Below are 22,208 nucleotides of genomic sequence, written 5' to 3'. Positions count from 1 at the left end.
TTACTTAAAGCAAGTAAACGTGTCTCAAAATACATCCAATTTTCTACGTGTGGATAGTCTGATTGAAATTCTTAGCAACCAATCTCTCCACCATTATTCAGAATAAGACTGAGTAACTATCCATTGAGTTACCAAGTGGCAAATACTACAACTTACCTCAACCGATTCTTTATTCATGAATATTTAATTTTTGAACATGAGTAACGCGAATTTTACTAATAATCTGGAGCAAGTACCCGGAAATATTCTCTACAAGTATTTTTTTCAACAACAATTTAATAATTAGCTTTTGAGTTTCCTTTTCCAGGAGAATTTTTGGATATAGCTGAATTGCCTTCCCCAATTTTTTAATTGCTTTTTCAACTCCTTCATTACCTGGAATTCTTGTTAGGCAGAGCCTACAAGAATATCGGTAAACATAAGCTAAACTATAATTTTTCAAGATTTGAATTTCTGGCGATCCTGATTGAAAAGCTCGCTCCAATACTTTGAACTGACAGTCTTCCATAAATTCAATTTTAGATGACATTGAATTTGAAGATTGACGATAAAAAATCTGCGGTTTGGTAACTACAACAAACGACCATTTTGCAGCTAAACGCAGCCAATAATCCCAATCTGCTGCTCCTGATACTGAAGGTTCAAACTCTCCTACAGATTCAATCGCTTGCTTACGGATTAAGGGATTTGAACCACTAGCAATAAAGTTCCAGGTTAATAAATTAGCTAAAACATTACCTTGGAAAAAGATCGGCTGATTGATATGGCAATTTCCAGTTTGTTCATCCATAAAATAAGTCCAGCTATAAGCAACACCTGCCTCTGGATTTTTATGTAAAGCTTCTAACTGAAGTTCTAGCTTATCGGCTGTCCATAAATCGTCAGCATCAAGAAAGGCTATAAAATTTCCTTTGGCATGAGATATACCACGGTTACGAGCTACTGATAAACCTCCATTCTCATAGGAAAAGACTTTTAGACGACTATCTTTTAGCTCATCCAGTAGCTTAAGAGTTCCGTCTGTTGAACCATCATTGATAACAATTATCTCAAAATCAGAAAAAGTTTGTTGTTGTACTGAGACAATTGTATCAACAATTGTGCGCTCAGAATTATAAGCAGGAATAATGACAGATATAGTTGGCATATTTCAATAAGTTGCTAAATTCTACTAGCGAATTAGGATCAAAAAGTTGCTTTATAATAACAGCCTTTATTGCAGTCTTGGAACCGCAACAGACCTAGCCAAAGAAAAAGGTCGAGTCAAGTACTTAGCAATTCGAGGAGAAAAGACTTGCATTACCAGCCATTTCATTAAATAACGCTGAGTTACTCTTTCTAGTAAAATCTGAGGATATAAAGAAATCATCTTCCATAATTTACGACCAGCTTGGTTGACTTGTTCTCTATTAATCACATGAGCCAGTTCCATACCCGTTAAATATTGATAGATATTTGCTAGGCTTCTATTTTTAAGATTTTGTAACTCTGGTGGTGCTGCTTGAAAGCCTCTCTCCAAGACAATAAGCAAATATTTCTCCATCTTTTCAACTTTAGTTGACATAGATTTTGAAGAATGACGATAGAGAATTTGAGGTTTGGGAACTACAGCAAAATCCCAGTGTTCTGCTACACGAAACCAATAATCCCAATCTTCCACAGAAGAAAGTGTTGGATCGAATTCTCCAGCAGATTCAATTGCTTGTTTACGAATTAAAGGATTGGAACCATTGGAAATAAAGTTATTGAGTAATAATTTGTCATACACATTACCTTCATAGACTACATTATGACCAGGGTGAAAAATCTCTGCTGTTTCACTCATGTTCAGAGTCCAGCTATAAGCAAGTCCTGCCTCTGGATGTTTTTGCAATGCTGCTAGTTGTAGCTGTAATTTATCAGGTGTCCATAAGTCATCGGCATCGAGAAATGCAATAAACTCTCCAGTGGCATGAGAAATACCACGATTACGAGCTACTGATAAACCAGCATTGCTGTATGAAAAAATCTTGATACGAAAGTCTTCAACAGTCTTCACTAGTTCTAAAGTTTTATCGGTTGAGCCATCATTGATAACAATTAGCTCAAAATCAGAAAAGGTTTGTTGAAGAACGGATTTTATCGTTTCTAAAATAGTGTGTTCAGCATTGTAAGCAGGAATAATAACGGATATAGTTGTCATAGAGTTTAACCAGATGGAAAGCAGAAGGATTTTTGTAATTCCTAGTGTAGGCACAGAAACCAGTTAGTTTGGAAATAGTTCCAAGAGTTCTTGTGCAGCCACCTGAATTTGTGAAGGTTCTTTTACAAATCTGCAAAAGGGAATTGAGTAAGTCCAAGCTTTATAAAATGCCTCATTTTTATGGTAAGCATTAGGTAGAAAGACATGAGGAATACCCATAAGAATGCAGAGAATATGTCCATGCAAGCGGTTTGTAATAATTAGACGATGTTGCTTGAATTGATACATCCCATGATGCATATAACTTAAGGATTTAAGATGCATTGAGGAGTTATATAAGCTATTGAATCCAAAGGAATAATTATGGAAGTATTTCCAGAGATGTCGGTATATCCACTCACCAGGAATCACTGTACCTTTTTGCAAACCTTCCCGAATTCGCTCCATGCGTTCAGTTGTGTCATATTTGAAAGAAGTCCAATCTTCTACAACTAAATTAGGGAGATCAATAGAAGTTTGAGAATCACTTGGATTCAACTCTTTGTCATTTCTATAGTGATACAAAATAGAGCTGCTGCGGTTAGACCTCGATAATAGACCAGGTAAGTTGACCATTTGAAAAGCCATATCAGGTGCTTTAATTACCTGACAGTTGTAGAAATATTTTAGAGCAAGTTCATAGCTGTATTCGTCACGGACAAACAAAGTCAAATTAGGATGTGAGTTGAAGACATTTGCTGCTTTCATTAAGTTGGTTGGTTCAACAAAATAAATACTTTGTGGTAGGATAATTATTGGTCTATCCCGGTATTTGGAAATAATCTGTTCGCGGAATTTTTGATGAGCAGTCCAAAGATCGCCTAAATTACCTCCTCCTTGCAGGAAAATAGCAGATTTTCCAATTCTTTCTTCCATGACTTTGCTAGAAAAGTTATTAGGACTTGCAGTATATTTAATTTTTGTTTTTTGCACATTGATTAAATAAAGTACAGTACCTAACCCTATAAGGTGGTCGCCAATATTAGGATAGTCAGGATAGTCCAGTAATGCACACTCTTGAAATGTCTCTAATTTCCCTAGTGATTTATGCAGAAATTCTTTCAGCTGTTCCAGTTGGGGGGTAGCCATTAATTTTAGTTCCTCATTATTATTCGTTATTTTTCAATGAATGAGTGTAGTTAGAAGAAACTATTTTTATAAAAAGCAAAATTTTGACTTAGCTTTAATTAAATGCTGAGAGCTATTTAATTTTTATTTTGCAATTGATAAAGATTGAGTTCTAGCTAAAACATATTTACTAGCCCAAATGCTGTAAAGAGGTAATGCTAATATATGAGCCATGAACACCGCAACAGCTACCCAAAAAATTCCCCATTTCACAGCTACTAGTAATGAAATTGTAAAAATCACAGTAAAAATTAGGTTCCAGTAAAGATTAATATGACTTTTATCTACAGAGTTAAGTAACATAGAAGCGCCATCAGCAAATGGGCGTGGTAGGGCTGATAAGCAGATAACTATCAATACTGGAATTGCTGTTACCCACTTTTGCCCAAAAACAATTGGTACATAAAATGGAGCTAGACTTGACTGTAACAAAACCAATGGAAAGACAATTAAGGCAAATGTTTTGAGGCTACTAAAATAACGTTCTTGAAACTGCTTAACGTTTCCCCGAGCAGCACAAAGATGGGGGTATAAAGACCAAGTCATTGTATTTATGACATTCATGCTGATTCCTAAGCCAGCATTGAAAGCGAAATAGTAAATTCCTAGCGCCTGGACTCCTAAAAAACGTCCAATTATCAGGTAATCAAGATTAGCTCTTAGCTTATTTAGTAACTCAACGCCAAGAATATTTCTAGCATAACTAACAACTTCCTGCCACTTGTTAAAACTAAAGGACATGGTAGGCCGCCAAGGATGATTCATAAGATTGATAACAATCCATACTGGAGTTGTAATAACAATAGGTACAACAACAGCCCACATTCCCATCCCTAATAGGGCTAAACCTATAGTGAGAATATTGATTAGGAAAGACTGAGTAGCATTGCATAATGCTATAATTTTTAGGCGGTTCTCTCGCTGGATTAATGCAGACTGAACTGCAAAGATTGGCAGCATTAAGTAGACTAATGCCATAATGCAGATAGGTAAGATAATTTGGTTATTACTATAAAACCAGGCAACTGGTAAAGCGGCAGTACACTGAATAATAAACATTACTCCACATAAGATCCAATTAAGGCAGTAAGATGTCTGACAAATAATTTTCAGATCCTTCTCTGATGCCTGAATAATCTTAGATCCAATTCCAGCTCTTAAGGTAAAAACAGTTGCAAATTCATTGGTAGTCAAAACGATTGCTATCAATCCATAATCGTAGGGATTTAACAGGTGAGATAAAGTAACTGTTGTTCCCAATCGGAACACACGATTCACTAACTCTGCTCCCCCCATCCAACCAATATTACGCACATATTGGCTAGATACTTTTTGCCTTAGCTTTTCGATTAACATGAGGGCATCCTTAAGAGACAATTCTATATTTTTTATCAATTTAGAATTTAAATATAAGCAGCTTCAGGCTTCTTATTAAGAGAATATTTAGGAGGCTGAACTTCTTCTTTAAATGCAATTCCCATGATGATTAAACCGGGATAGTATAGGTAAGCTAAAGCCTCTTGGCTATCATTAAATGTAAAAAGTAATAGAGTTATAAGAAAATACAATGCTACTCTGGCAGTTGTGCTTTTCTGTGCTTTAATCAGCAAAACTATAAAACTCAATAAAATTGGTACTAAAAAAGCGGTGAAGCCAACTATCCCTTTAACAAACAAGAGACCAAACCAAGTATGGTGAGAGCCAATAGGCATTTCTGCTAATGCTTTAGGCCCTGGTGCTTCTCGAAAGCCATGACCCCATATAGGAGCTTCTTTCCATTTCTCCAAGGCAATCATACCTAAGGCTTCATGCACTCGTGAAGAGTCCGGTCTAGCATTATAAAATGCTTCTTTAGCATCCCTAATAGTACCAACAAGTGCCGTGCTAAAAATACCTGCTAAAAAGCTAACAAACCCGATCGCAATTTGTGTAGTAGGTTTAGTAATTTTTGTAAGCAACAAAACTAATATAAAAACTATTGGTAAAGCTATAAAAGATAAGCGAGAAACAGATACTATACTCATAGCTAAAGAGCCGACTATACCAATCCAGCGCCACTTGTTGTTACGTTCTTCAAGAGCAAGGAAGAAGTAGATGTTTCCAATAAGACCTAGCGCAGGTGCCCAAGGTGCAAATAGAAATAGACGGATATCATTCGTACCGTAATCACTACCATAAAGATTTACATTATAAAAAAGCTCACCATTCTGTATTAATCTTTCAATTGGAGAAGAATATAGTTGTGCAGGCAAATGTAATATCCAAGCTAGATAAAAAAAGGGAATTAAAATCAAACTTTGAAGGCATAAGATACAGACTGCTCTATAGATTAGTTGTGGTCTAATATTGAGACAGCCGCTTAATGGAAATAGTGCTAGCAAAGCCCAATCTGTAAACCAATTAATTAATGACCTAAGAGTTTGATTTGTACCTACATCATAATTTATACAGCCTACAATTGTAGCGATCGCTATAACCAGAATAGAGACAATCCAAACCCAATGTATCCAATAAACTTTAATTATTTTGTCAATACTAGTGTGCGTTGTTTGGTTCCAAAGCCGCTTACATAGGTAAAAAAACAGTATCCAGGCTAATACAAAATTTATAGGATATAAAATACCAATAAAATAAAATCCATAGGTACTAATTATCCAATACCAAACAAGACTTTCTTCAAAGTTTTGAGGTTTCATTGTTCCATTCTCTTCCTCTCTGTACTCACAGCCTTATTAGATATTAAATTTTTACGTTCGCGCCACCAAAGTAACACCAGTCCAAGGGATACGAAAAGGGAGCCGAAAGTTGAACCTAGTAAAACCAATTTCTCATTTGGGGAAGTTGGGTTCTCAGGTAATGTAGGCTGTATAACAAGTTGAATCAGTGGATAAGAGCCAAAAGTATTCGACTTGCCAATATCCAGTCTGGTCAAATTGGAGGAAAAGACCGCTCCAGCAATTTGCGTATTTCGCTTCAGTGAATCTAAGGTGCTTTCCAACTGTGTTAAATTCTTGAGCCTACTCTCAAGCTGGGTAATCTGTTGTTCTATTGCTTGAGCTTGAGCGGTGAATCCCTTTTGGTCTGCCTGAGCTATAACTAGTTCTTGGGAAAGAGTATCTCGAGGAGCGCTGTTACCAGAGTTATTGCTACTAAGGCTTAACTGCTTTAAAACTGCCAAAGTGATTTTTCGCCCTAAAAGAGACTCACCTCGAGCTAGCAGGGCTTGTTGAGCAGCGTCTCTTTTCGCTTTCTCTGTAATTAATGTCGGATGGTTAGGCAGAAATCTGGATTCCAAAACAACTACAGAAGCGCTAGCATCACTATAATTTTTTAAGTTCTGTTGAAATATCTGGTCTGTTTGAAGGGTAAAACCATCTGTAGCTTGTCCGGCAGATAGTTTTAAATTATTCGATAATTGTGCCAGACGAGTAGTAGCCTGTTGCTGTTGACCGATTATTTCAGCTCGTTGTCTGCGGAGCTGTTCAATGTTGGTTGTCAAATCCTTAATTTGATCTTCAGAGTTCAAACCCGAACGTGCTTTGTAATCAGCAAGGCGCTTATGAGCATCTGCTAATTTTTTTTGCGAAGAAATCAGGGACGTTTGGTAACCTATATCTCTTTGAACAGCTTCTTGATTTCGTAGCTTGTTGAGTCTTGCTTGCAAGGCTTTGTAAAAAGCTAAAGATTTATTTTGAGCTTCCTGGGGACTCGCGCCTTCAAAGTCAACGCTCATCATGGAAGTATTAATTATTAGCTTGAGCCGAGGTTTGCCAAACTCTTCTAAAGACATATTAAGTTGATCTGCTGCCGCTTTTAATATAGGGTCGCTTTCAGCAATAAATTTATAAATTTCTCTTGGATCTTGAGAAGAAAGAGCAGCGTATGGAGACACATTTTCATAATTAGCATAGCCAATGTCTGGTAAATTAATATTGGCATTTGACCATGCTCCTGGCAGATTAACAGCTGAAGAACTAGTGTAGGTCGGTGGTGTAAGCTTTATATAAAGGAAAGTTGAAGTCCAGAATGCTATGTTGGTTGCTACACCTAGAAGTAAGTAACGCTGCCAACATCCTTTTCTGGCTACTAATTTTCTCAAACTGCTAGGGTAACCCGCAGAGATTTCTGTATGATTGGCCATTAAAAATCCTCTAAAGTCGGGAACTGGCTGCGGAATTACAAAGTCTAGGTGGGGTTTTGCGATTCGCCTAAGTAAACGTTACAGGATCGTACTACATCTTGCTTAAAAATTTATTAATAATTCTTAGTAAAGTTTGCTTCTTAAACAGCAATGACAAAACTGCCTGATGGTCAATATTGCATCAATGCAGACAGCATCCTCTAGGGTTCAATAAAATTATCCAACCAGATATCCACTTAGCTTTACCTGATTTACTTTATTTTAATTTACTTCCTGTAACGTAAATTAAAGTAAATACGTGCAAATATCATGAAAATAGCAATGAGCGATCGCCGTTTCTGGAGGCTGCTAGGGAAAACAATTTGTATTGCTATAGTTGCGCTGGCTATTGTCGTCAAATTTACACCCCTCAAGTCTAGTTGGAGTACTACATCAAGCTATCACTGGACTAATGTCTCTATCGGAGGAGGTGGCTATGTTACAGGCATTTATTTGCATCCACAAGAGCGAAATCTAGCCTACATCAGAACTGATATGGGTGGTTTTTATCGTTGGAATTCAAAAAACTACAAATGGATTCCGCTAACAGATATATTTAGCTTGCAAGACAGCAATTACTATGGGGGAGAAGCCTTAGCACTTGACCCAAATAACCCAGATATTGTATACATAGCAGCAGGTAAATACACCACTAGTTGGGGTAGATTAGGAACAATTTTTAAATCGAGCGATCGCGGTCGAACCTGGAATAAGCTGAAAATAGATTTGCCAATGGGCGGGAATGAAACTAAACGTTGGCTAGGAGAGAGGCTAGCAGTTAATCCTTTTAATTCCAATGTTATTTTATTTGGCTCGCGGTTGAATGGGCTATGGAAGTCTTCAGATGGTGGCACAACATGGGGCAAGGTTAGTTCCTTTCCCGAAAAGTCGGAAGCAAAAATTGGAATTGCAGGTATTGTATTTAACAAAAATGTGTCTGGATTAGTCTATGCCAATGACTATGGAAATGGCATATATGAATCCACTGATGCGGGTGTTACCTGGAGCAAAATACCAGAAAGCCCATCAAAAGTGAATCGAATGGCTCTCGCAAAGGACAAAGTTCTGTATGTAACGCATAAGTCAGGTGTCAGCAAATATGCAAACAGTATTTGGAGCAATATCACACCAAGTAATGCGAAAACTACATTTAATGCCATTGCTGTAGATCCAAACAATCCCAATCACCTTTTAATTGTTTATGACCAGTATGTTTCCACAACAAACGATCGTGTAATATTTCAATCTACTAATGGTGGAGCTACATGGCAACAGAAAAAGCATACCTTGAAACCTCAAGTGCCCTGGTGGCCTAAGTGGTATTTTGCCTCCTCAACCTCAGCTATTGAGTTTGACCCAAAAACTCCTGGACGGTTATGGTTAACAGACTGGTATGGAACATGGCGGACAGATAACATCAACGCCGAGTCATCTGTTTGGTCGAACTATGAAAAAGGACACGAGCAGCTAGTTAGTTTCGCCCTAGCCTCGCCTCGAAGTGGCTCTAAATTGTTGAGCGGTGTTGCTGATACGGATGGGTTTGACCACAGCAATGGGCTAGATGTCTACCCATGTACGCAGTTTGGCGGCAAAAATAGTCCTCGGTTCCAGGATACCTATAGCCTTGCTTATAGCGAAAGCAATCCTTCACAAATGGTACGTGTTGGTGGTAATCGATGGAACAATACTTATACGGGAGCAACTTCAAAAGATGGGGGACTGACATGGAAAAAATTTTCCTCGTTTCCGAAGAACACAATGCCGTTGCGTGTAGCCATGTCAGCAACAAATTCCAATCTATTTGTCGCAATTATTAATCAAGGACAGCCTATTCGCACAACCAATGGCGGATTTTCTTGGAGCAAAGTATCAGGATTACCCAAAGGCCCCAAAGGGCCGTGGTACTGGGGTCAACCATTAGTAGCTGACAAATTAGATAGCAACACTTTTTACTACTACAGTGGTGGCAAGTTATACCGCAGTAAGAATGGAGGCGCATCCTTTCGGATTGTAAACTCATTATTGCCTTCCGAAAGTTGGTCTATGCTCAAAACAGTTCCGGGGGTTAATGGCGAAGTCTGGCTCAGTCTTAACTCTCACGGACTTTATCGCTCAACAAATGGCGGTGTGAAATTTGCCCAGATTCCTAAAGTGAAAAAAGCTTATTTATTCGCCCTTGGTAAGGCACAAAAGGGAAGCAAAATTCCTGCACTGTATTTGTATGGGGAAATTGCTGGTATGGGCAAAGGAGTTTTTCGCTCTCTCGACAAAGGAAAAACATGGATAAATATCGCCTTTTTACACCAACCGATGGGCAATGAGCCTAATGTGATGGAGGCTAGCTGGCAGAAATTCGGACTAGTCTTTATTGGCACTAACGGTAGAGGAATCTACTATGGAACTCCGTAAAAAAACTTACTCTTATGTATTTATTTCATGCAACTGACATCAGTTGGAAGAAAACGACAAACCTAAAAGAGTATTAATTTTTATGTATTATGTTAATTTTTGTAAAAAAGGTAGTAGTATGATTTTTGCTACGTTATTTAATACAATTGGGTTGTTAGTATGAAGGATGTTGATATGTAATATATGCACAGTTAACGCTTTCTAATCACAGCTTAACACCAGCAAAGCTTTTGTAGTACTGGTGTATAGGGGTTTTAAGTAGTATTCTAGGTAACTTTAATTAAGGTGGTAGAGATATTAGGTAGTGATAGCTATTAGCTTGATACCTTTCTTAATTCATTCATCTAGGAAAGGTAATTTTTTAAACCCTCTGCATACTAGTATTTTACTGCTAGTGTTATTTTTATTTGGACAGCAAGTCTTCAACCTTTTGATAGCACAGCTAAATCATGAGGCATGTGAACAGGTAACTCATGCTTTATTCATAGGGCGAGAAGGAGAACGTCTACTCAATGCTGTGATCGATAATCAAGAAAAAGGTTTTATAGAATATTCCAGTCAGGGACGAACTAATCCTATAGATTATCGTCAGAAGAAGCCCACCTTCCACAAAAGCTTCAACCATCTGTACAATCTCGTACAAGACAACCCTGCTCAAATAAAGCAACTCAATAAAATTAAATATATCTATAACCAGTGGCAAAGGGAGTTGAAGCAAAAAGCGCTTTCTGGTTCTGTAAGGAATTCTGCTTTGACAAAAAGCACTTTATTTGATTCTTTGCACAACGAGATTGGGAAACTCATTCAGCACGAAGAGATGCTTTTGAGAGTTCGCAAAAATCGTATACAGCGGTTGAACAATATTAATACTGCGATAAATATTTTCAGTACATTAATCATTTTGTTAGTAGCAATTTTAAATCTCCAGTTGTTGCATTGGCGAGTCAAACTTCCATTAAACAAACTGACACAAGTTTGTAAACTTTGGCAAGCAGGACAAATGGAAGTGCAACTCTCCCATTCTTCTAAAGATGAGATCGGGCAACTAGCTGGAGTTCTTAACGCGATGGCTGATAAGACTCGTCACCGTCAACAAAGTATTGAGGTGCATAACCAACAGCTTGAAGACATGATATCTGCACTTTCCCACGACCTACGTATTCCTTTACTTGCCACTCGTAACACTTTAGACTGTATGCTCAGAGGAGCTTTTGGTTCAGTCAATGACACTTGGAAGGAAGTTTTTGAAGAGTACCATGAAGCTAATGAGGATCTGCTTAAGCTTGTAGAACTCCTCTTAGATATCTCCCGTTATGAAGCAGGCAGCGCTTGTTTAATGTGCGATCGCCTGAATTGGGAAAAGATTTTAATTAAAGTAATTGGTCAGATAAAAGCAACATCTACACGTGAGTTAGCCTTCGTTTGTAAAACTTCTCAATTGCTGCCAACTGTCTATGGTGATGAATTAGAAATTCAAAGGGTTTTACAAAATTTACTTGATAACGCTATGCGCGTAAGTAAGCTTAACGGCGAAATTCTGATTGAGATAACGCCTTATGCAGAGGAGCAAGTGCGGATTTCGGTGCGTGATTACGGTTCGGGAATTGCACCGCAAGCTCAGGAAAAGCTGTTCCACCGCTTTATTCAAGGACGAGGGCATCGTGGAAGAAGTGGGCTTGGTCTGTACTTATGTCGTCAAATTATTGAGGCTCACGGAGGAAACATTGGCGTTGAAAGTTCTCTTGGAGAGGGAAGTACTTTCTGGTTTACTCTCTCAAGTGCCATAAATAAAGTTGATAGCAACGATGAATAGAAATATAACCAGATGTAGCAATAATGATACCTAATATTGACAAAGATAAAACTGTGCGGGTTTTATTAGTTGACGATCACGCTTTAATCCGCCGAGGGATGAAAGGGCAATTTAGCCTAGAACCCGGTTTTAGTATAGTTGGAGAGGCATTGGACGGTGGAGAGGCTGTTGAATTAGCTAGCCAACTCCAACCAGATGTAGTTTTAATGGATATCGATCTACCAGTTATGGATGGGATTACAGCCACCCAGCACATAAAAAGTAACTGTTTGACTACTTGTGTTCTAGCCTTAAGTGCCTTCGACGATGATATCCAGGTCATGGGGATGCTTGCGGCTGGTGCTGATGGTTACTGTCTTAAAACCATTGAATGGGAACAGCTGATCGCCGTCATTCAATTGATACTTCAAGGTGGTGCTTATTTAGATCCTCTAATAGCTCAAAAAGTTGCTCGGATGCTTAGGTCAACCGCTGTCGCTCCCGATGTTCCTGTATCTCAGGTAATAGCGCAACCTATTCTCAGTAATCGCGAACGCGAGATTCTTAAACTTATTGCACAAGGGCGCTCAAACCAGCAGATTGCAAACCAACTTTACCTCTCACTTGGAACCGTCAAGTCTTATGTACGTATGGTTCTCAACAAACTTAGCGTTGACGATCGCGTTCAAGCAGCAGCTTTAGCCGTACGCCAAGGGTTGATATAAGCTTAAAAGAATTTATGTAAACAGGCAGATAATTCTGTAAAAGTGGTAGCTAGTGGTGAGATGTCATTCACGAGTTGTTCTGACCACAAAATGTAAGGCTGAAGTAGTTGATGCTGGAATTGCTCAGGTATGGGCAGACATAGCACCAATACATGAGGTTCAAACAAAGTTATCTCTTCAGGTGTGGGAATACAATAATATGGAAAAACTTCTGCATTTTGTTTTAGGCAATGACTGCTGACGCGCTGCACAGTCATGACATTGCTACCAATAACCATAATTCGGTGTCTTTTCATATATTTAGACTTATCTGCAAATGGGAAATTCCTACTAGACAATGGTTTTAGCGATCGCAAAGGAAGTGCGATGGCGTAACCGCCCAGCGTAGCTGATCGTCAGTGTTGAATGGACGTAACAATAAGGCTTTGGGCGAATAAGTTGAGCTAAATCATCAGTTAAGAGCAAAAAGATAGAAAGAAGAAAAATTTATTTTTTCCCAGAAAGGCTCAAGTCATTAACAGATAAAAAGCATAAGCAATAAAATTGCAATCTGACAAGTCCACAGACTGCCATTATTACCTGACTATAGCAATGACGAGATAAACAAAACTTCTCACTCGCTACTTAAAATATTTTCACTCAACATATCATCTGTTCAACATCAATTCTGCGTGGCAATCATTGTTTGTTATCTTATTTCTGTAGTTGTCAAATCTCTGATTTTTGTGGTTTTTTATGTGGTGTAGTCAGTCAATCGGCGTTAAAAAACCAAGCTATGTGAAGAAATGTAAATTCAACTAATAGCTTATAAATTGGTTACTCTACAGTTTTGAAAAAATAAAACATACGTTTGTTTTATCGTGCCAACTTATCTTATTATGAAATTTAGACTATCTGTACGCTACAGCCAAACGGATAGTTAGCTGGATAATTTTATTTCTCATTAGGATACTGTATAAAAAATAATTTAAGTAGCCATCAGATAGTATTTTATATCGGTATTTGCGTACGAAAGTATACGTAGGCTTCACTAGGTCTTTACTCAACCTTGTGAATAAACTCTCAATTCGGATCAAATCTTTTATGGTACTTACACATTAAAAAGTCAAGTATCTCAAAAGTCCTGACAGATCAAAGATTTCAGTTTTGTTGCAGGTAATACTCACCTACCAGCAGCCATAATTCTTTGTGTCGATTAATGTAAAACACTGTCAGTAAATTTCCGGCGAGCAGAAAATATGGGCAATGCTCTGAATCCTACTATTTTGCAACTCCAGATGGCGAGCATTAAATTATATGGCAGACCGAGTTAGTTTTCTAGATACTGATTTTGATCGTATGCCTTTATACGAAGCAATTGAACTATTACTAGTGCAGTTGCTAAAGCGGCAGGGTGGTCGCGTGTATTATGCCAACGCCCACACGATGGTAACTGCTGCCAAAAACCCAGCATTGGCAAAGGCGTTAGAGCAGAGTGATTTGTTGTTGGCAGATGGGAGCGGAGTTTGTTGGGGTAGCGCTTTCTTGGGTACACCATTGGTGCATAATCTAAATGGCACTGATTTAGTTCCGGCTTTGTGCAAAGAAGGGGCAGCAAAAGGTTTATCAGTCTATTTTCTAGGTGGTAAGCCGGGTGTAGCTGAAGAAGCGGCAGCTAACCTCAAGAAAGCATATTCTGGGTTGATAATTGCCGGAACTCAGCACGGCTATTTTCCTGAAACACAAACTCAGCAAGTATTAGAGGCTATTCGGATAGCCCGCCCTCACCTGCTGTTAGTGGCAATGGGCGTACCACTACAGGAAATTTGGATTAACCAATACGCTAGCCAATTGCCTCGTATCACTTGTATGGGTGTGGGGGGTCTGTTCGATTTTATGGCTGAACGTGTCACCCGTGCCCCTTATCCAATTCGCTCTGTTGGCATGGAGTGGCTGTGGCGACTGGCAATGGAACCGACTCGACTTTGGCAGCGTTATCTTCTAGGCAACTTTATCTTTTTACGTTTAGTACTAACCTATGCGTTTGCTCGACACCAAAGTGAAGAACAAAGTAGCCAAATCACATTAGCTGCACGAAATAAGTCTGGATTTGAAAATGATTTGAACTTTTAATTAACCATCAAGACTGATTAAAAGTACCTTGTAACACTACTCTTTGGGTGATTCATCTAGTCAAAGTAGATTTTATAGATAATTTAGGCTTAACCGCTTTACTTAAAGGGATTTCGTCTATACGTTCAAGTGCCTGTAGTTCGGTAATTTGCAATTTGCAAGCACTTGTTCGGATGATCTTTGAACTGACTCAGATGGATTCAGTGTTTGAAATTTATGAGAATTAAGATGCCGTCGTAACGATGTTGAATGCTTAAACATGAAGTATTGATCGCTACCGTCATTGCAAATATCTTAAAGAACAGATTGACTGGTGACATATTTACTTGCTTAACCTATTAGAAAATCTCATTCCTGCTTTTACAGGTTACTTAAGTAAATAAATATACGTAAAATTGAGTTCATAAATTTACCTAATGAAATTGCAATTACTATGTCTAATACCTTTACTTACCACCGTTTTAATATGCAAGTTTTAGATGATACCCATACTGTTCCTAAAGTTAAACTTCCAGTTCATCCCTCTGTAATCAGTAAAGCCAAGCGAATGATTGATATCTTGGGTGCTATTATCGGGCTATCGATTACAGTATTCGTAGCAATTCCTGTTGCGATCGCTATTAAGTTAGATAGCCCAGGTTCTATATTTTACAGTCAAATTCGCTGTGGTTTGAATGGGCGTCACTTCCGAATTTGGAAATTTCGTTCGATGTCAGTCGGAGCTGACCAACTTAAGCATCTAGTTAAGAATGAAGCTCAAAGCGATCGGATATTCAAAAATGAAAATGACCCCCGCATTACCTGTATAGGAAGGTTTCTTCGCCGCACTAGTATAGATGAACTTCCTCAGTTTTGGAACGTGCTGCTGGGGGAAATGAGTCTAGTAGGCACCCGCCCTCCCACTCCTAATGAAGTGATACACTACTCAAAGCACCACTGGGAACGGTTGAATGTCAAGCCGGGTATGACTGGTGAATGGCAGGCTCATGGTCGCTCCAGTATTAAAGACTTTGAAGATATTGTTTACATGGACTTAGACTACCAACGTAAGTGGTCTATCGTTTATGATATTAGTCTAATCTTCAAAACTTTAAAAGTTGTGTCAAATAAGAGCGGTGCTTGCTAACGTACAGTTAATAGAAAAAAGTTATAAGTTCACTCAAAAATAAGCTTGCAACAGTTGATCCAAAATTGTGTAGGCAAACGCGAGTGCATCTCATAGAGAAGCCCGTCCTAGACATCGCAGATTGAAGTATTGTCTCTGACTCAATTAGAGGATTTAAGAGGTTGTTTGAAAAGTGTTTTTTGTGACTTTAATCACTTTTAGATCCCCCTAAACCACCTTAAAAAGGTGCGAACTGGAATCAAATTCCTCCTTTTTAAAGGGAATTTAGAGGGACCTAAAACTTTTGATACCGACAATAAAACTTTTCAAACATTCTCTAAGCTCGACTTTATTTAAAAATAAGAATTTGCTTCTCTTTATAGAGCATTTTGTCAAAGTTATTTTTTTAACGAACCACAAAGAACGCATAGACACGAAGTGGCTTCCCGCAGGGTAGGACGCGAAGAAAGAGAAAAAAAAGAAGGAAGAAATACTTAACTGAACTGTATTGGGATAAAGTCGAGCTAAGTAAGTCGCTATTAGATTTATCGACAGCAGCGGATTCGATCGGCTGGTTCAATAGTGTTATAGAAAGCTGACCACTTTACTCAACTTCCTCACAATGAATTAACAGCTTTTCCATCGCTTCTGCTAGAGAAATCAATTCTGTCCAAGAGGAACCACTAACTAAATTTTGGGCGTGAGCTAATCGGTTTCGCAACTGTTCAGCAGACTTAAGAAAACGTTCGCCAAACCGTTTTGATTTTAATCCTAGTTGCTGGAGAAGTTCTGGTTGATTTAAAATCAACTCTCGCTTGTCACAGAATTGTAAATAATCTAACAAATCGGTGGCTTCGTTTCTTTCCTGACTCTCTCGCCATAGTCGTTGAGCAACTTCTAAGCGCTCAGGTTTAAGGACTTTTTGCCAAGAATCTTGGGGATAGTAAATCCGCACCAGCCGCAGCAAATTCATTTCTAGCAGCGTTACTAAGCCAAACAGTAACATTCGCACGGGTGCTTTCTGCAAATCACCACAGGTAACAATACCACTTACCTGATTGCAATCTAACACAAACAATCGGGGAGTATGTTGCAAAATGGGTAGCAACTTTATCAGTGGTGTGGAAATGGCAATCAGTTCTTTGGGATGAAATACCCGTTGATAGTCGCTACATTTACCTTTTTTGTCTGGGATCAAACTAGAGCGTTCTAAATAACCGCTAATAATATCTCCCGTCTCAACGCCGATAACATCAAAATTTTGTGCTTGCATCCAATGCAGCACTTCTTTCGCCTCCGCATCAGCTGGCATAGCTTTTAGGGGTTCTGCCACGTATTCAATGGTGATATTGTTCTCAAATAAACTCCGCAGGTCTTGAGAACGTGATTTTAGGTGTTTCATCCCCCGGCTGTGAACTCACGTTAAATAATCCTACGGCACTCACGCGATCGCCAGTGGAATTTTCTGCTAGATTACCCTTGCATAGGCATCGCTATCCCAACAAATACCATAAACTTCACCTTATACCATCTTAGTTGGTAATAATTTAGTGATGATTTAGACAATTTCAAGTAACAAAATATTTCGCATTTACAAAAAAATAAATATATATGTAGTTTACTATATGAGATTAATTGATTAATTTGCGATTAAAATGCCGAAAATCCTGACAAAAAAATTTTATTACTAAAACGACGTAACGAATTGATACTTGGTAGAATTTTACCAAGATAACCAAAATTGATAATAATATTCTTATGCCAAGAAAAGAACAAGGATGGGTTACATTTCAAACCTCAGAGGACGAACGGAAGATTTTAGAGGAGTTTTGCGAACAGTCTCAACGCACCAAGACTGAGATTCTGCGGGAACTTGTGCGTAGTCTCACTCAGCAAACCTTGACACCAATATCACCAGCAACACAGCAGGAACAACAGGAAGATATTAACTATGCTCAAAAGCCTGATATAGAAAGTAGTATTCAAAAGAAATCATTAAAAGTTAGCTCTCGCAATATTCTTAAAGGTGTAGTTAAACGAGTTGTTTATGGAGCAGTTAATAGTGAGGTTACTCTGGAAATTATTCACAAAGTAGAATTAACTTCGATTATCACCAGAGCTTCCGCAGAAGAGTTGGAATTATCTGAGGGAAAAGAAGCTTATGCAGTTATTAAATCTAACGATATTGTCATTGCTAGAGAATAAAAACACGTTGATTTTGGGTGTTAGATATTAAGAAAATAAGCTTTATTTACTAAGATTTTGAAGAATTGAGTATATATAGTTGATGCGATCGCTTATGTAATAGCTATTTTTGTGTAAATGTAATACAGCGTAAGATAGCATAGCTGTGCTGACCTACTGAAGTTGACACAGATAACAGATGTGCCATCCTACGCTTGCACCACAAAATCTAATGCACTGAGAGTTGACGCATCAGTCAGGGTTGCAAATAGACCGCCGTTGCCAAAACCAGCCGCACTACCATTTTGGTTGTAGAACAACTGTCCACTCACAGCGTCGTAGATAATTTTCGCCGTGCTAGCCGCCCCTGAAGAAGTGATTTTAAAATCATTGGCATTACTAAAACCTGTACCTGGAATTGAAGTAATAGCACTAAAAGTAGTTTTATCCAGGATAATCTTATCGCCTTGGGAATGTTTGAAATCAGCGATCGCATCAATACCCACAGCAACGCAACTACGGTATACACACAGGTGTCTTGACCTGCAATGGCATTGCATCGACTAACAATGGCATTGCATCGACTGACAATGCTATTTCTCTCGTTCCCATGCTATGTATGAGAATGAGTCAAGCCTTATCAAGCTAGATTTTTAGGACTTGTGTGTACACCTTAGCCTTTACCAAGGGGAGGATTGGGGAGGTAGGGCAAACGCATAATTACTCTTAACCTTTTTGAATCGCTGCTTGATAACGACCTAGCGCGATTAAAGGAAAGTATTGTTGATACAGATGATACTTGAGATAAAAATGGCAAGGGAAGCCAGTACCTGTAAAGTCCGCCTCAAACCAAGTACCATCTGGCTTTTGAGTTGCCACTAGATAGTAAATTCCTCGCTCGATCGCATCAAGAGCTAATTTACCTGTTGCTTCACCTGCTGCTATTAACCCAATTAAAGCCCAAGCAGTTTGAGATGCAGTACTATTTCCTTTTCCTTTGAGACTGGGATCGTTGTAGCTGCGGCAAGTCTCGCCCCAACCACCATCTGGATTTTGACATCCAACTAACCAAGCTGCTCCCCGTTCTATACTGAGTTTATGTCTTTGAGGATCGATTAACGCCAAAGCTGATAAAACGCCACTGGTGCCGTAGATGTAATTTACACCCCAACGACCAAACCAACAGCCTTCAGTTTCTTGTTCGTGCAAAAGATAAGTAAGCGATCGCTCCAAATTATCACTATCAATTGACAAATCACAAGCACCCAGCATTTCTAGTACTCTGGCGGTAACATCTGCGGTGTTTGGATCGATCATCGCTTTCAAGTCGCCATAAGGAATCGAGTTGAGCCAATCTCGATCGTTATCCAAATCAAAAGCAGCCCAACCGCCTGGTTTACATTGCATAGATGCAATCCAGTTTAAGGCACGAGCGATCGCAGCCTGCTTGATTTTTTCATTGGGGAGTTTCGCCAAATGTAGAGCCATCACCACCACCGCCGAGTCGTCTACATCGGGATAAAAGCGATTGTCAAACTCAAACGCCCAAGCCCCTGGTTTTCCTTGACGATTTTTGACAGCCCAATCTCCGTAATCCAAAATTTGTTTTTGCAACAACCATTCTCCAGCTTGCACCACGGCGGGATGATCTGCTGCAAAACCAGATTCTATCAAAGCACGCATCGCCCAAGCTGTATCCCAGACAGGTGAAACACAAGGCTGTACCCGATAGCTATCCTCTGTTTCAATAACAAAGTTATCAATTGCTTGCAAACCTCGTTCGACAATGGGATCGCTTGGGTGATAATCCAGACACCGCAAAGCTAACATTGAATTCAACATCGCCGGAATAATGCCGCCCCAGTCGCCTGTAGCTTCTTGGCGTTCTAAAATCCACTTTTCGGCGGCTTTGATGCCTTCTTGGCGGAAGGGTACTAAATTAAGGCTTTCTGCCAACTTGAAACCTCGATCGAGAGTGAGGAATAAATCTGTCCAATCGCCACTTTGGGGTAATTCCCACCGGACTCGATCGATACCTTCAGCGTAGAGTTCATCTAAGTTGATAGTTGAATCGGTGAGAAAAACAGGTTTGCGATCGCATACAATCAGTAATGGTACGGTGCTGGAACGTGCCCAGCTAGACATCTCGTAGATATTCACAGGGAAAGCATTTGGCAACAGCATTATCCAAGGTGGTAGTGAGGGAATACCGCGCCAGTTGTAGCAGCCAATTAAGGCTAAGTGTAACTTGGTAAAAATCCGAGTTTTGCTGATTCCACCTCGTTGGAGAATAAAGGCTTGCGCCCGAATCATCGCCGGATCGGTTGCTGGTACACCTAGCAGTCTTAGCGCCATATAGGCTTCAACCGAAGTGCTAAGTTCTCCGCCATCACCATAGTAAAGTTCCCAGCCGCCATGCTGCCGTTGCTCTTGACGCAAATATGCTTCAACTTTGTGCAAAGGTCTGGCTTGGTCTGTTCCCCAAATTTTATGCAGGAGGACGACTTCAGCAGTGATGGTGACATTAGATTCTAACTCTGCCCACCAGTAACCTGCGGGATTTTGAATCGAAAGCAGATATTCTTGACTAGCTGCGATCGCATCTGCGACTTGATTGACTTTTACCCTGTCTTGTGTTTGCATCAAATACTATTTAACCTCAACACTCAACCTAGTTATGAACACGGTATTACAGCGAAAAATTTTTTTTGCTGTATCAATAGACATAGTATTCTGTCTGAGTCATTGATAATTTGCAATAGGTCATGGATGTAATTGTATTAGGATTGATGCTCTTATCCTTGACAATTTGGTTAGGATTACTATGTTTTTGGGGACAGTTTTGGCGGACAGACCAGCAATTAGAGTTTACAGAAACTCAGCTAGAATCGTTACCTGTGGTTTGTGCTGTAGTTCCAGCCCGTAACGAAGCCCAATTGCTACCAACTACACTGCGATCGCTCCTACTCCAAGACTATCCTGGTTCTTTCAACGTGTTTTTGGTAGACGATCGCAGCACAGACGGTACAGCAAATTTTGCTGAAGGGGTTGCACACGCTGTAGGTAAACCCCAGCAATTACATATTATCTCAGGCGAATCACTGCCTTCTGGTTGGTCAGGGAAACTTTGGGCAGTTGAGCAAGGCATAAAAAGCGCGAGTTTATTCGCACCTGACTATTTTTTACTGACTGATGCAGATATCGAACACGATCCTGGTAATCTTCGTCGGCTCGTTGCGAAAGCTGTGCAAGAAGATTTAGACATGGTTTCGGTAATGGTGCGACTCAGGTGTGAGAGCTTTTGGGAAAAACTTTTGATTCCAGCTTTCGTCTTTTTCTTCCAAAAACTCTATCCCTTCCGTTGGGTGAATAATCCTAACAATCCCACAGCAGGAGCCGCCGGGGGATCTATTTTGATCGCCCGTGAAGCTTTAGAGCGAATCGGAGGTATTCAAGTCATTCGCCAAACTTTAATTGACGATTGCGCCTTGGCTCAGGCTGTTAAGAGAGGGACTGGGGACTGGGGACTGGGGACTGGGGACAAGGAGACAAGGAGACAACTTGTTGCAAAAAGTCTTTCCCGTCTTCCCCAATCCCTAATACCCAATCCCAAATACCCAATCCCCAGTCAAGGTCGTATCTGGCTAGGATTGAGTACCTTGACTCGCAGTTTACGTCCCTATGACTCACTGGCGACGATTTGGGATATGGTTGCTCGTACTGCCTATACCCAACTGAATTATTCTCCATTAATACTATTGGGAACTTTGGTGGGAATGCCTCTGATTTATTTAGTTTCACCTGTGTGTGTGATTCTGGGTGTAGTTTGGAGCAATTGGGCGATCGCATTTACTGGTTTATTAGGATGGCTGTTAATGGTCTTGGCTTATTACCCGACAATCCGCTTTTATAAATGTTCTGTCTGGTTCGCGTTGAGCTTACCTGCGATCGCTTTTCTATATACCCTAATGACTCTAGACTCAGCACTACGTCACTGGCAAGGGCGCGGCGGCGCTTGGAAAGGAAGAGTCTACCCAAACCCAGATAATTTATAGTTAGAATAAAATTAGATTTAAAAATTTGAATCAAGAAGCAAAAGACCTTATTCAAAATAAGATAGTTTTAGAGGATGTTTGAAAAGTCCTCAAGCGTGTGTTTCACTACCCTGACTACCAAGAAACTGCTACGAGAGAATCAGAGTTTTGGGATTTGAGATCGCGCCCCTGAGTCATACTTGAGGCTCAAGCCAACCCTTTTCAAACAACCTCTTACATATTAATAATAAAAACAAACCTATTGATTCACCTCCTAAATCATCTTTACTAGCTGAAACTTCAATGACTGATAATCTG

The 22,208-nt window shown here is 39.5% G+C and carries 19 protein-coding genes; 8 read left to right on the top strand and 11 right to left on the bottom strand.

Annotated features, from left to right (window positions below; translation table 11 throughout):
- Positions 1 to 169: 169 nt before the first annotated feature.
- From V7K41_RS29240 to V7K41_RS29215, 6 genes are all read right to left on the bottom strand, one after another.
- A complete protein-coding gene (locus V7K41_RS29240) occupies positions 170 to 1,147 on the bottom strand; it encodes a glycosyltransferase family 2 protein (RefSeq protein WP_334853924.1) in 978 nt (325 codons plus the stop codon).
- A 66-nt stretch (positions 1,148 to 1,213) separates the two neighbouring features.
- A complete protein-coding gene (locus tag V7K41_RS29235; RefSeq protein ID WP_334853922.1) occupies positions 1,214 to 2,182 on the bottom strand; it encodes a glycosyltransferase family 2 protein in 969 nt (322 codons plus the stop codon).
- 63 nt (positions 2,183 to 2,245) lie between these two features.
- Positions 2,246 to 3,310, bottom strand: coding sequence for a polysaccharide pyruvyl transferase family protein (locus tag V7K41_RS29230; RefSeq protein ID WP_334853919.1), 1,065 nt, complete (start codon positions 3,308 to 3,310; stop codon positions 2,246 to 2,248).
- 123 nt (positions 3,311 to 3,433) lie between these two features.
- Entirely contained in the window at positions 3,434 to 4,705 is a 1,272-nt protein-coding gene (locus tag V7K41_RS29225) for a lipopolysaccharide biosynthesis protein (RefSeq protein ID WP_334853918.1), read from the bottom strand.
- A gap of 47 nt (positions 4,706 to 4,752) precedes the next feature.
- Positions 4,753 to 6,045 carry an O-antigen ligase family protein gene (locus tag V7K41_RS29220; RefSeq protein ID WP_334853916.1) on the bottom strand — a complete coding sequence of 431 codons (1,293 nt, stop codon included), beginning with the start codon at positions 6,043 to 6,045 and terminating at the stop codon, positions 4,753 to 4,755.
- Entirely contained in the window at positions 6,042 to 7,490 is a 1,449-nt protein-coding gene (locus V7K41_RS29215) for a GumC family protein (RefSeq protein ID WP_334853914.1), read from the bottom strand. The genes V7K41_RS29220 and V7K41_RS29215 overlap by 4 nt, the downstream gene beginning before the upstream one ends.
- Positions 7,491 to 7,799: 309 nt before the next feature.
- On the opposite strand from V7K41_RS29215, the gene V7K41_RS29210 reads away from it, so the two are divergent.
- The 3 genes from V7K41_RS29210 to V7K41_RS29200 all read left to right on the top strand — a co-directional run bounded on the left by V7K41_RS29210 (position 7,800) and on the right by V7K41_RS29200 (position 12,455).
- Positions 7,800 to 9,938 (top strand): WD40/YVTN/BNR-like repeat-containing protein, encoded by a 2,139-nt coding sequence (locus V7K41_RS29210; protein WP_334853912.1) that lies wholly within the window; start codon positions 7,800 to 7,802, stop codon positions 9,936 to 9,938.
- Positions 9,939 to 10,332: 394 nt separating this feature from the next.
- Positions 10,333 to 11,751, top strand: a complete 1,419-nt coding sequence (locus tag V7K41_RS29205; protein WP_334853910.1) for a HAMP domain-containing sensor histidine kinase — start codon at positions 10,333 to 10,335, stop codon at positions 11,749 to 11,751.
- 23 nt (positions 11,752 to 11,774) lie between these two features.
- Positions 11,775 to 12,455, top strand: a complete 681-nt coding sequence (locus V7K41_RS29200) for a response regulator transcription factor (protein ID WP_334853908.1) — start codon at positions 11,775 to 11,777, stop codon at positions 12,453 to 12,455.
- A gap of 2 nt (positions 12,456 to 12,457) precedes the next feature.
- On the opposite strand, the gene V7K41_RS29195 is transcribed toward V7K41_RS29200, so the two are convergent.
- Together V7K41_RS29195 and V7K41_RS29190 are read right to left on the bottom strand one after the other, a co-directional pair.
- Positions 12,458 to 12,751, bottom strand: a complete 294-nt coding sequence (locus V7K41_RS29195; RefSeq protein WP_334853906.1) for a hypothetical protein — start codon at positions 12,749 to 12,751, stop codon at positions 12,458 to 12,460.
- Positions 12,752 to 12,785: 34 nt separating this feature from the next.
- Positions 12,786 to 12,920 (bottom strand): hypothetical protein, encoded by a 135-nt coding sequence (locus V7K41_RS29190; protein ID WP_334853904.1) that lies wholly within the window; start codon positions 12,918 to 12,920, stop codon positions 12,786 to 12,788.
- Between the two features lie 831 nt (positions 12,921 to 13,751).
- On the opposite strand from V7K41_RS29190, the gene V7K41_RS29185 reads away from it, so the two are divergent.
- The 3 genes from V7K41_RS29185 to V7K41_RS29180 all read left to right on the top strand — a co-directional run bounded on the left by V7K41_RS29185 (position 13,752) and on the right by V7K41_RS29180 (position 15,693).
- Positions 13,752 to 14,567 (top strand): WecB/TagA/CpsF family glycosyltransferase, encoded by an 816-nt coding sequence (locus V7K41_RS29185; RefSeq protein ID WP_334853902.1) that lies wholly within the window; start codon positions 13,752 to 13,754, stop codon positions 14,565 to 14,567.
- Between the two features lie 47 nt (positions 14,568 to 14,614).
- Positions 14,615 to 14,794 (top strand): STAS domain-containing protein, encoded by a 180-nt coding sequence (locus V7K41_RS33045; RefSeq protein ID WP_442943303.1) that lies wholly within the window; start codon positions 14,615 to 14,617, stop codon positions 14,792 to 14,794.
- Between the two features lie 239 nt (positions 14,795 to 15,033).
- A complete protein-coding gene (locus V7K41_RS29180) occupies positions 15,034 to 15,693 on the top strand; it encodes a sugar transferase (protein ID WP_334853966.1) in 660 nt (219 codons plus the stop codon).
- A 583-nt stretch (positions 15,694 to 16,276) separates the two neighbouring features.
- Here the strand turns inward: V7K41_RS29180 and V7K41_RS29175 are convergent.
- A complete protein-coding gene (locus V7K41_RS29175) occupies positions 16,277 to 17,074 on the bottom strand; it encodes a hypothetical protein (RefSeq protein ID WP_334853900.1) in 798 nt (265 codons plus the stop codon).
- Between the two features lie 356 nt (positions 17,075 to 17,430).
- Here V7K41_RS29175 and V7K41_RS29170 point away from each other — a divergent pair, with 356 nt between their 5' ends.
- The gene (locus V7K41_RS29170; RefSeq protein ID WP_334853898.1) at positions 17,431 to 17,877 is read left to right on the top strand and encodes a TOBE domain-containing protein; all 447 of its coding nucleotides are present in this window, start codon (positions 17,431 to 17,433) and stop codon (positions 17,875 to 17,877) included.
- Between the two features lie 188 nt (positions 17,878 to 18,065).
- On the opposite strand, the gene V7K41_RS29165 is transcribed toward V7K41_RS29170, so the two are convergent.
- Both V7K41_RS29165 and shc read right to left on the bottom strand, forming a co-directional pair.
- Complete coding sequence (locus tag V7K41_RS29165) at positions 18,066 to 18,416, bottom strand: hypothetical protein (protein ID WP_334853896.1); 351 nt, start codon at positions 18,414 to 18,416, stop codon at positions 18,066 to 18,068.
- Positions 18,417 to 18,582: 166 nt separating this feature from the next.
- Positions 18,583 to 20,499, bottom strand: coding sequence for a squalene--hopene cyclase (gene shc, locus V7K41_RS29160; protein ID WP_334853894.1), 1,917 nt, complete (start codon positions 20,497 to 20,499; stop codon positions 18,583 to 18,585).
- 122 nt (positions 20,500 to 20,621) lie between these two features.
- Here shc and V7K41_RS29155 point away from each other — a divergent pair, with 122 nt between their 5' ends.
- Positions 20,622 to 21,911, top strand: a complete 1,290-nt coding sequence (locus V7K41_RS29155) for a glycosyltransferase (protein WP_334853892.1) — start codon at positions 20,622 to 20,624, stop codon at positions 21,909 to 21,911.
- The last annotated feature ends 297 nt before the right edge of the window (positions 21,912 to 22,208 follow it).

Origin of the sequence: Nostoc sp. (assembly GCF_036917415.1) — a bacterium.
Taxonomy (GTDB): Bacteria; Cyanobacteriota; Cyanobacteriia; order Cyanobacteriales; family Nostocaceae; genus Nostoc.
This window is presented reverse-complemented; position numbering and strand designations above follow the sequence as displayed.

Bases quoted from the DNA above. Each gene is read 5' to 3' on its own strand.
- V7K41_RS29240 (WP_334853924.1), bottom strand. From the start codon at position 1,147: ATGCCAACTATATCTGTCATTATTCCTGCTTATAATTCTGAGCGCACA.
- V7K41_RS29235 (WP_334853922.1), bottom strand. From the start codon at position 2,182: ATGACAACTATATCCGTTATTATTCCTGCTTACAATGCTGAACACACT.
- V7K41_RS29230 (WP_334853919.1), bottom strand. From the start codon at position 3,310: ATGGCTACCCCCCAACTGGAACAGCTGAAAGAATTTCTGCATAAATCA.
- V7K41_RS29225 (WP_334853918.1), bottom strand. From the start codon at position 4,705: ATGTTAATCGAAAAGCTAAGGCAAAAAGTATCTAGCCAATATGTGCGT.
- V7K41_RS29220 (WP_334853916.1), bottom strand. From the start codon at position 6,045: ATGAAACCTCAAAACTTTGAAGAAAGTCTTGTTTGGTATTGGATAATT.
- V7K41_RS29215 (WP_334853914.1), bottom strand. From the start codon at position 7,490: ATGGCCAATCATACAGAAATCTCTGCGGGTTACCCTAGCAGTTTGAGA.
- V7K41_RS29210 (WP_334853912.1), top strand. From the start codon at position 7,800: ATGAAAATAGCAATGAGCGATCGCCGTTTCTGGAGGCTGCTAGGGAAA.
- V7K41_RS29200 (WP_334853908.1), top strand. From the start codon at position 11,775: ATGATACCTAATATTGACAAAGATAAAACTGTGCGGGTTTTATTAGTT.
- V7K41_RS29195 (WP_334853906.1), bottom strand. From the start codon at position 12,751: ATGAAAAGACACCGAATTATGGTTATTGGTAGCAATGTCATGACTGTG.
- V7K41_RS29185 (WP_334853902.1), top strand. From the start codon at position 13,752: ATGGCAGACCGAGTTAGTTTTCTAGATACTGATTTTGATCGTATGCCT.
- V7K41_RS29180 (WP_334853966.1), top strand. From the start codon at position 15,034: ATGCAAGTTTTAGATGATACCCATACTGTTCCTAAAGTTAAACTTCCA.
- V7K41_RS29175 (WP_334853900.1), bottom strand. From the start codon at position 17,074: ATGAAACACCTAAAATCACGTTCTCAAGACCTGCGGAGTTTATTTGAG.
- V7K41_RS29170 (WP_334853898.1), top strand. From the start codon at position 17,431: ATGCCAAGAAAAGAACAAGGATGGGTTACATTTCAAACCTCAGAGGAC.
- V7K41_RS29165 (WP_334853896.1), bottom strand. From the start codon at position 18,416: ATGCAATGCCATTGCAGGTCAAGACACCTGTGTGTATACCGTAGTTGC.
- shc (WP_334853894.1), bottom strand. From the start codon at position 20,499: ATGCAAACACAAGACAGGGTAAAAGTCAATCAAGTCGCAGATGCGATC.
- V7K41_RS29155 (WP_334853892.1), top strand. From the start codon at position 20,622: ATGGATGTAATTGTATTAGGATTGATGCTCTTATCCTTGACAATTTGG.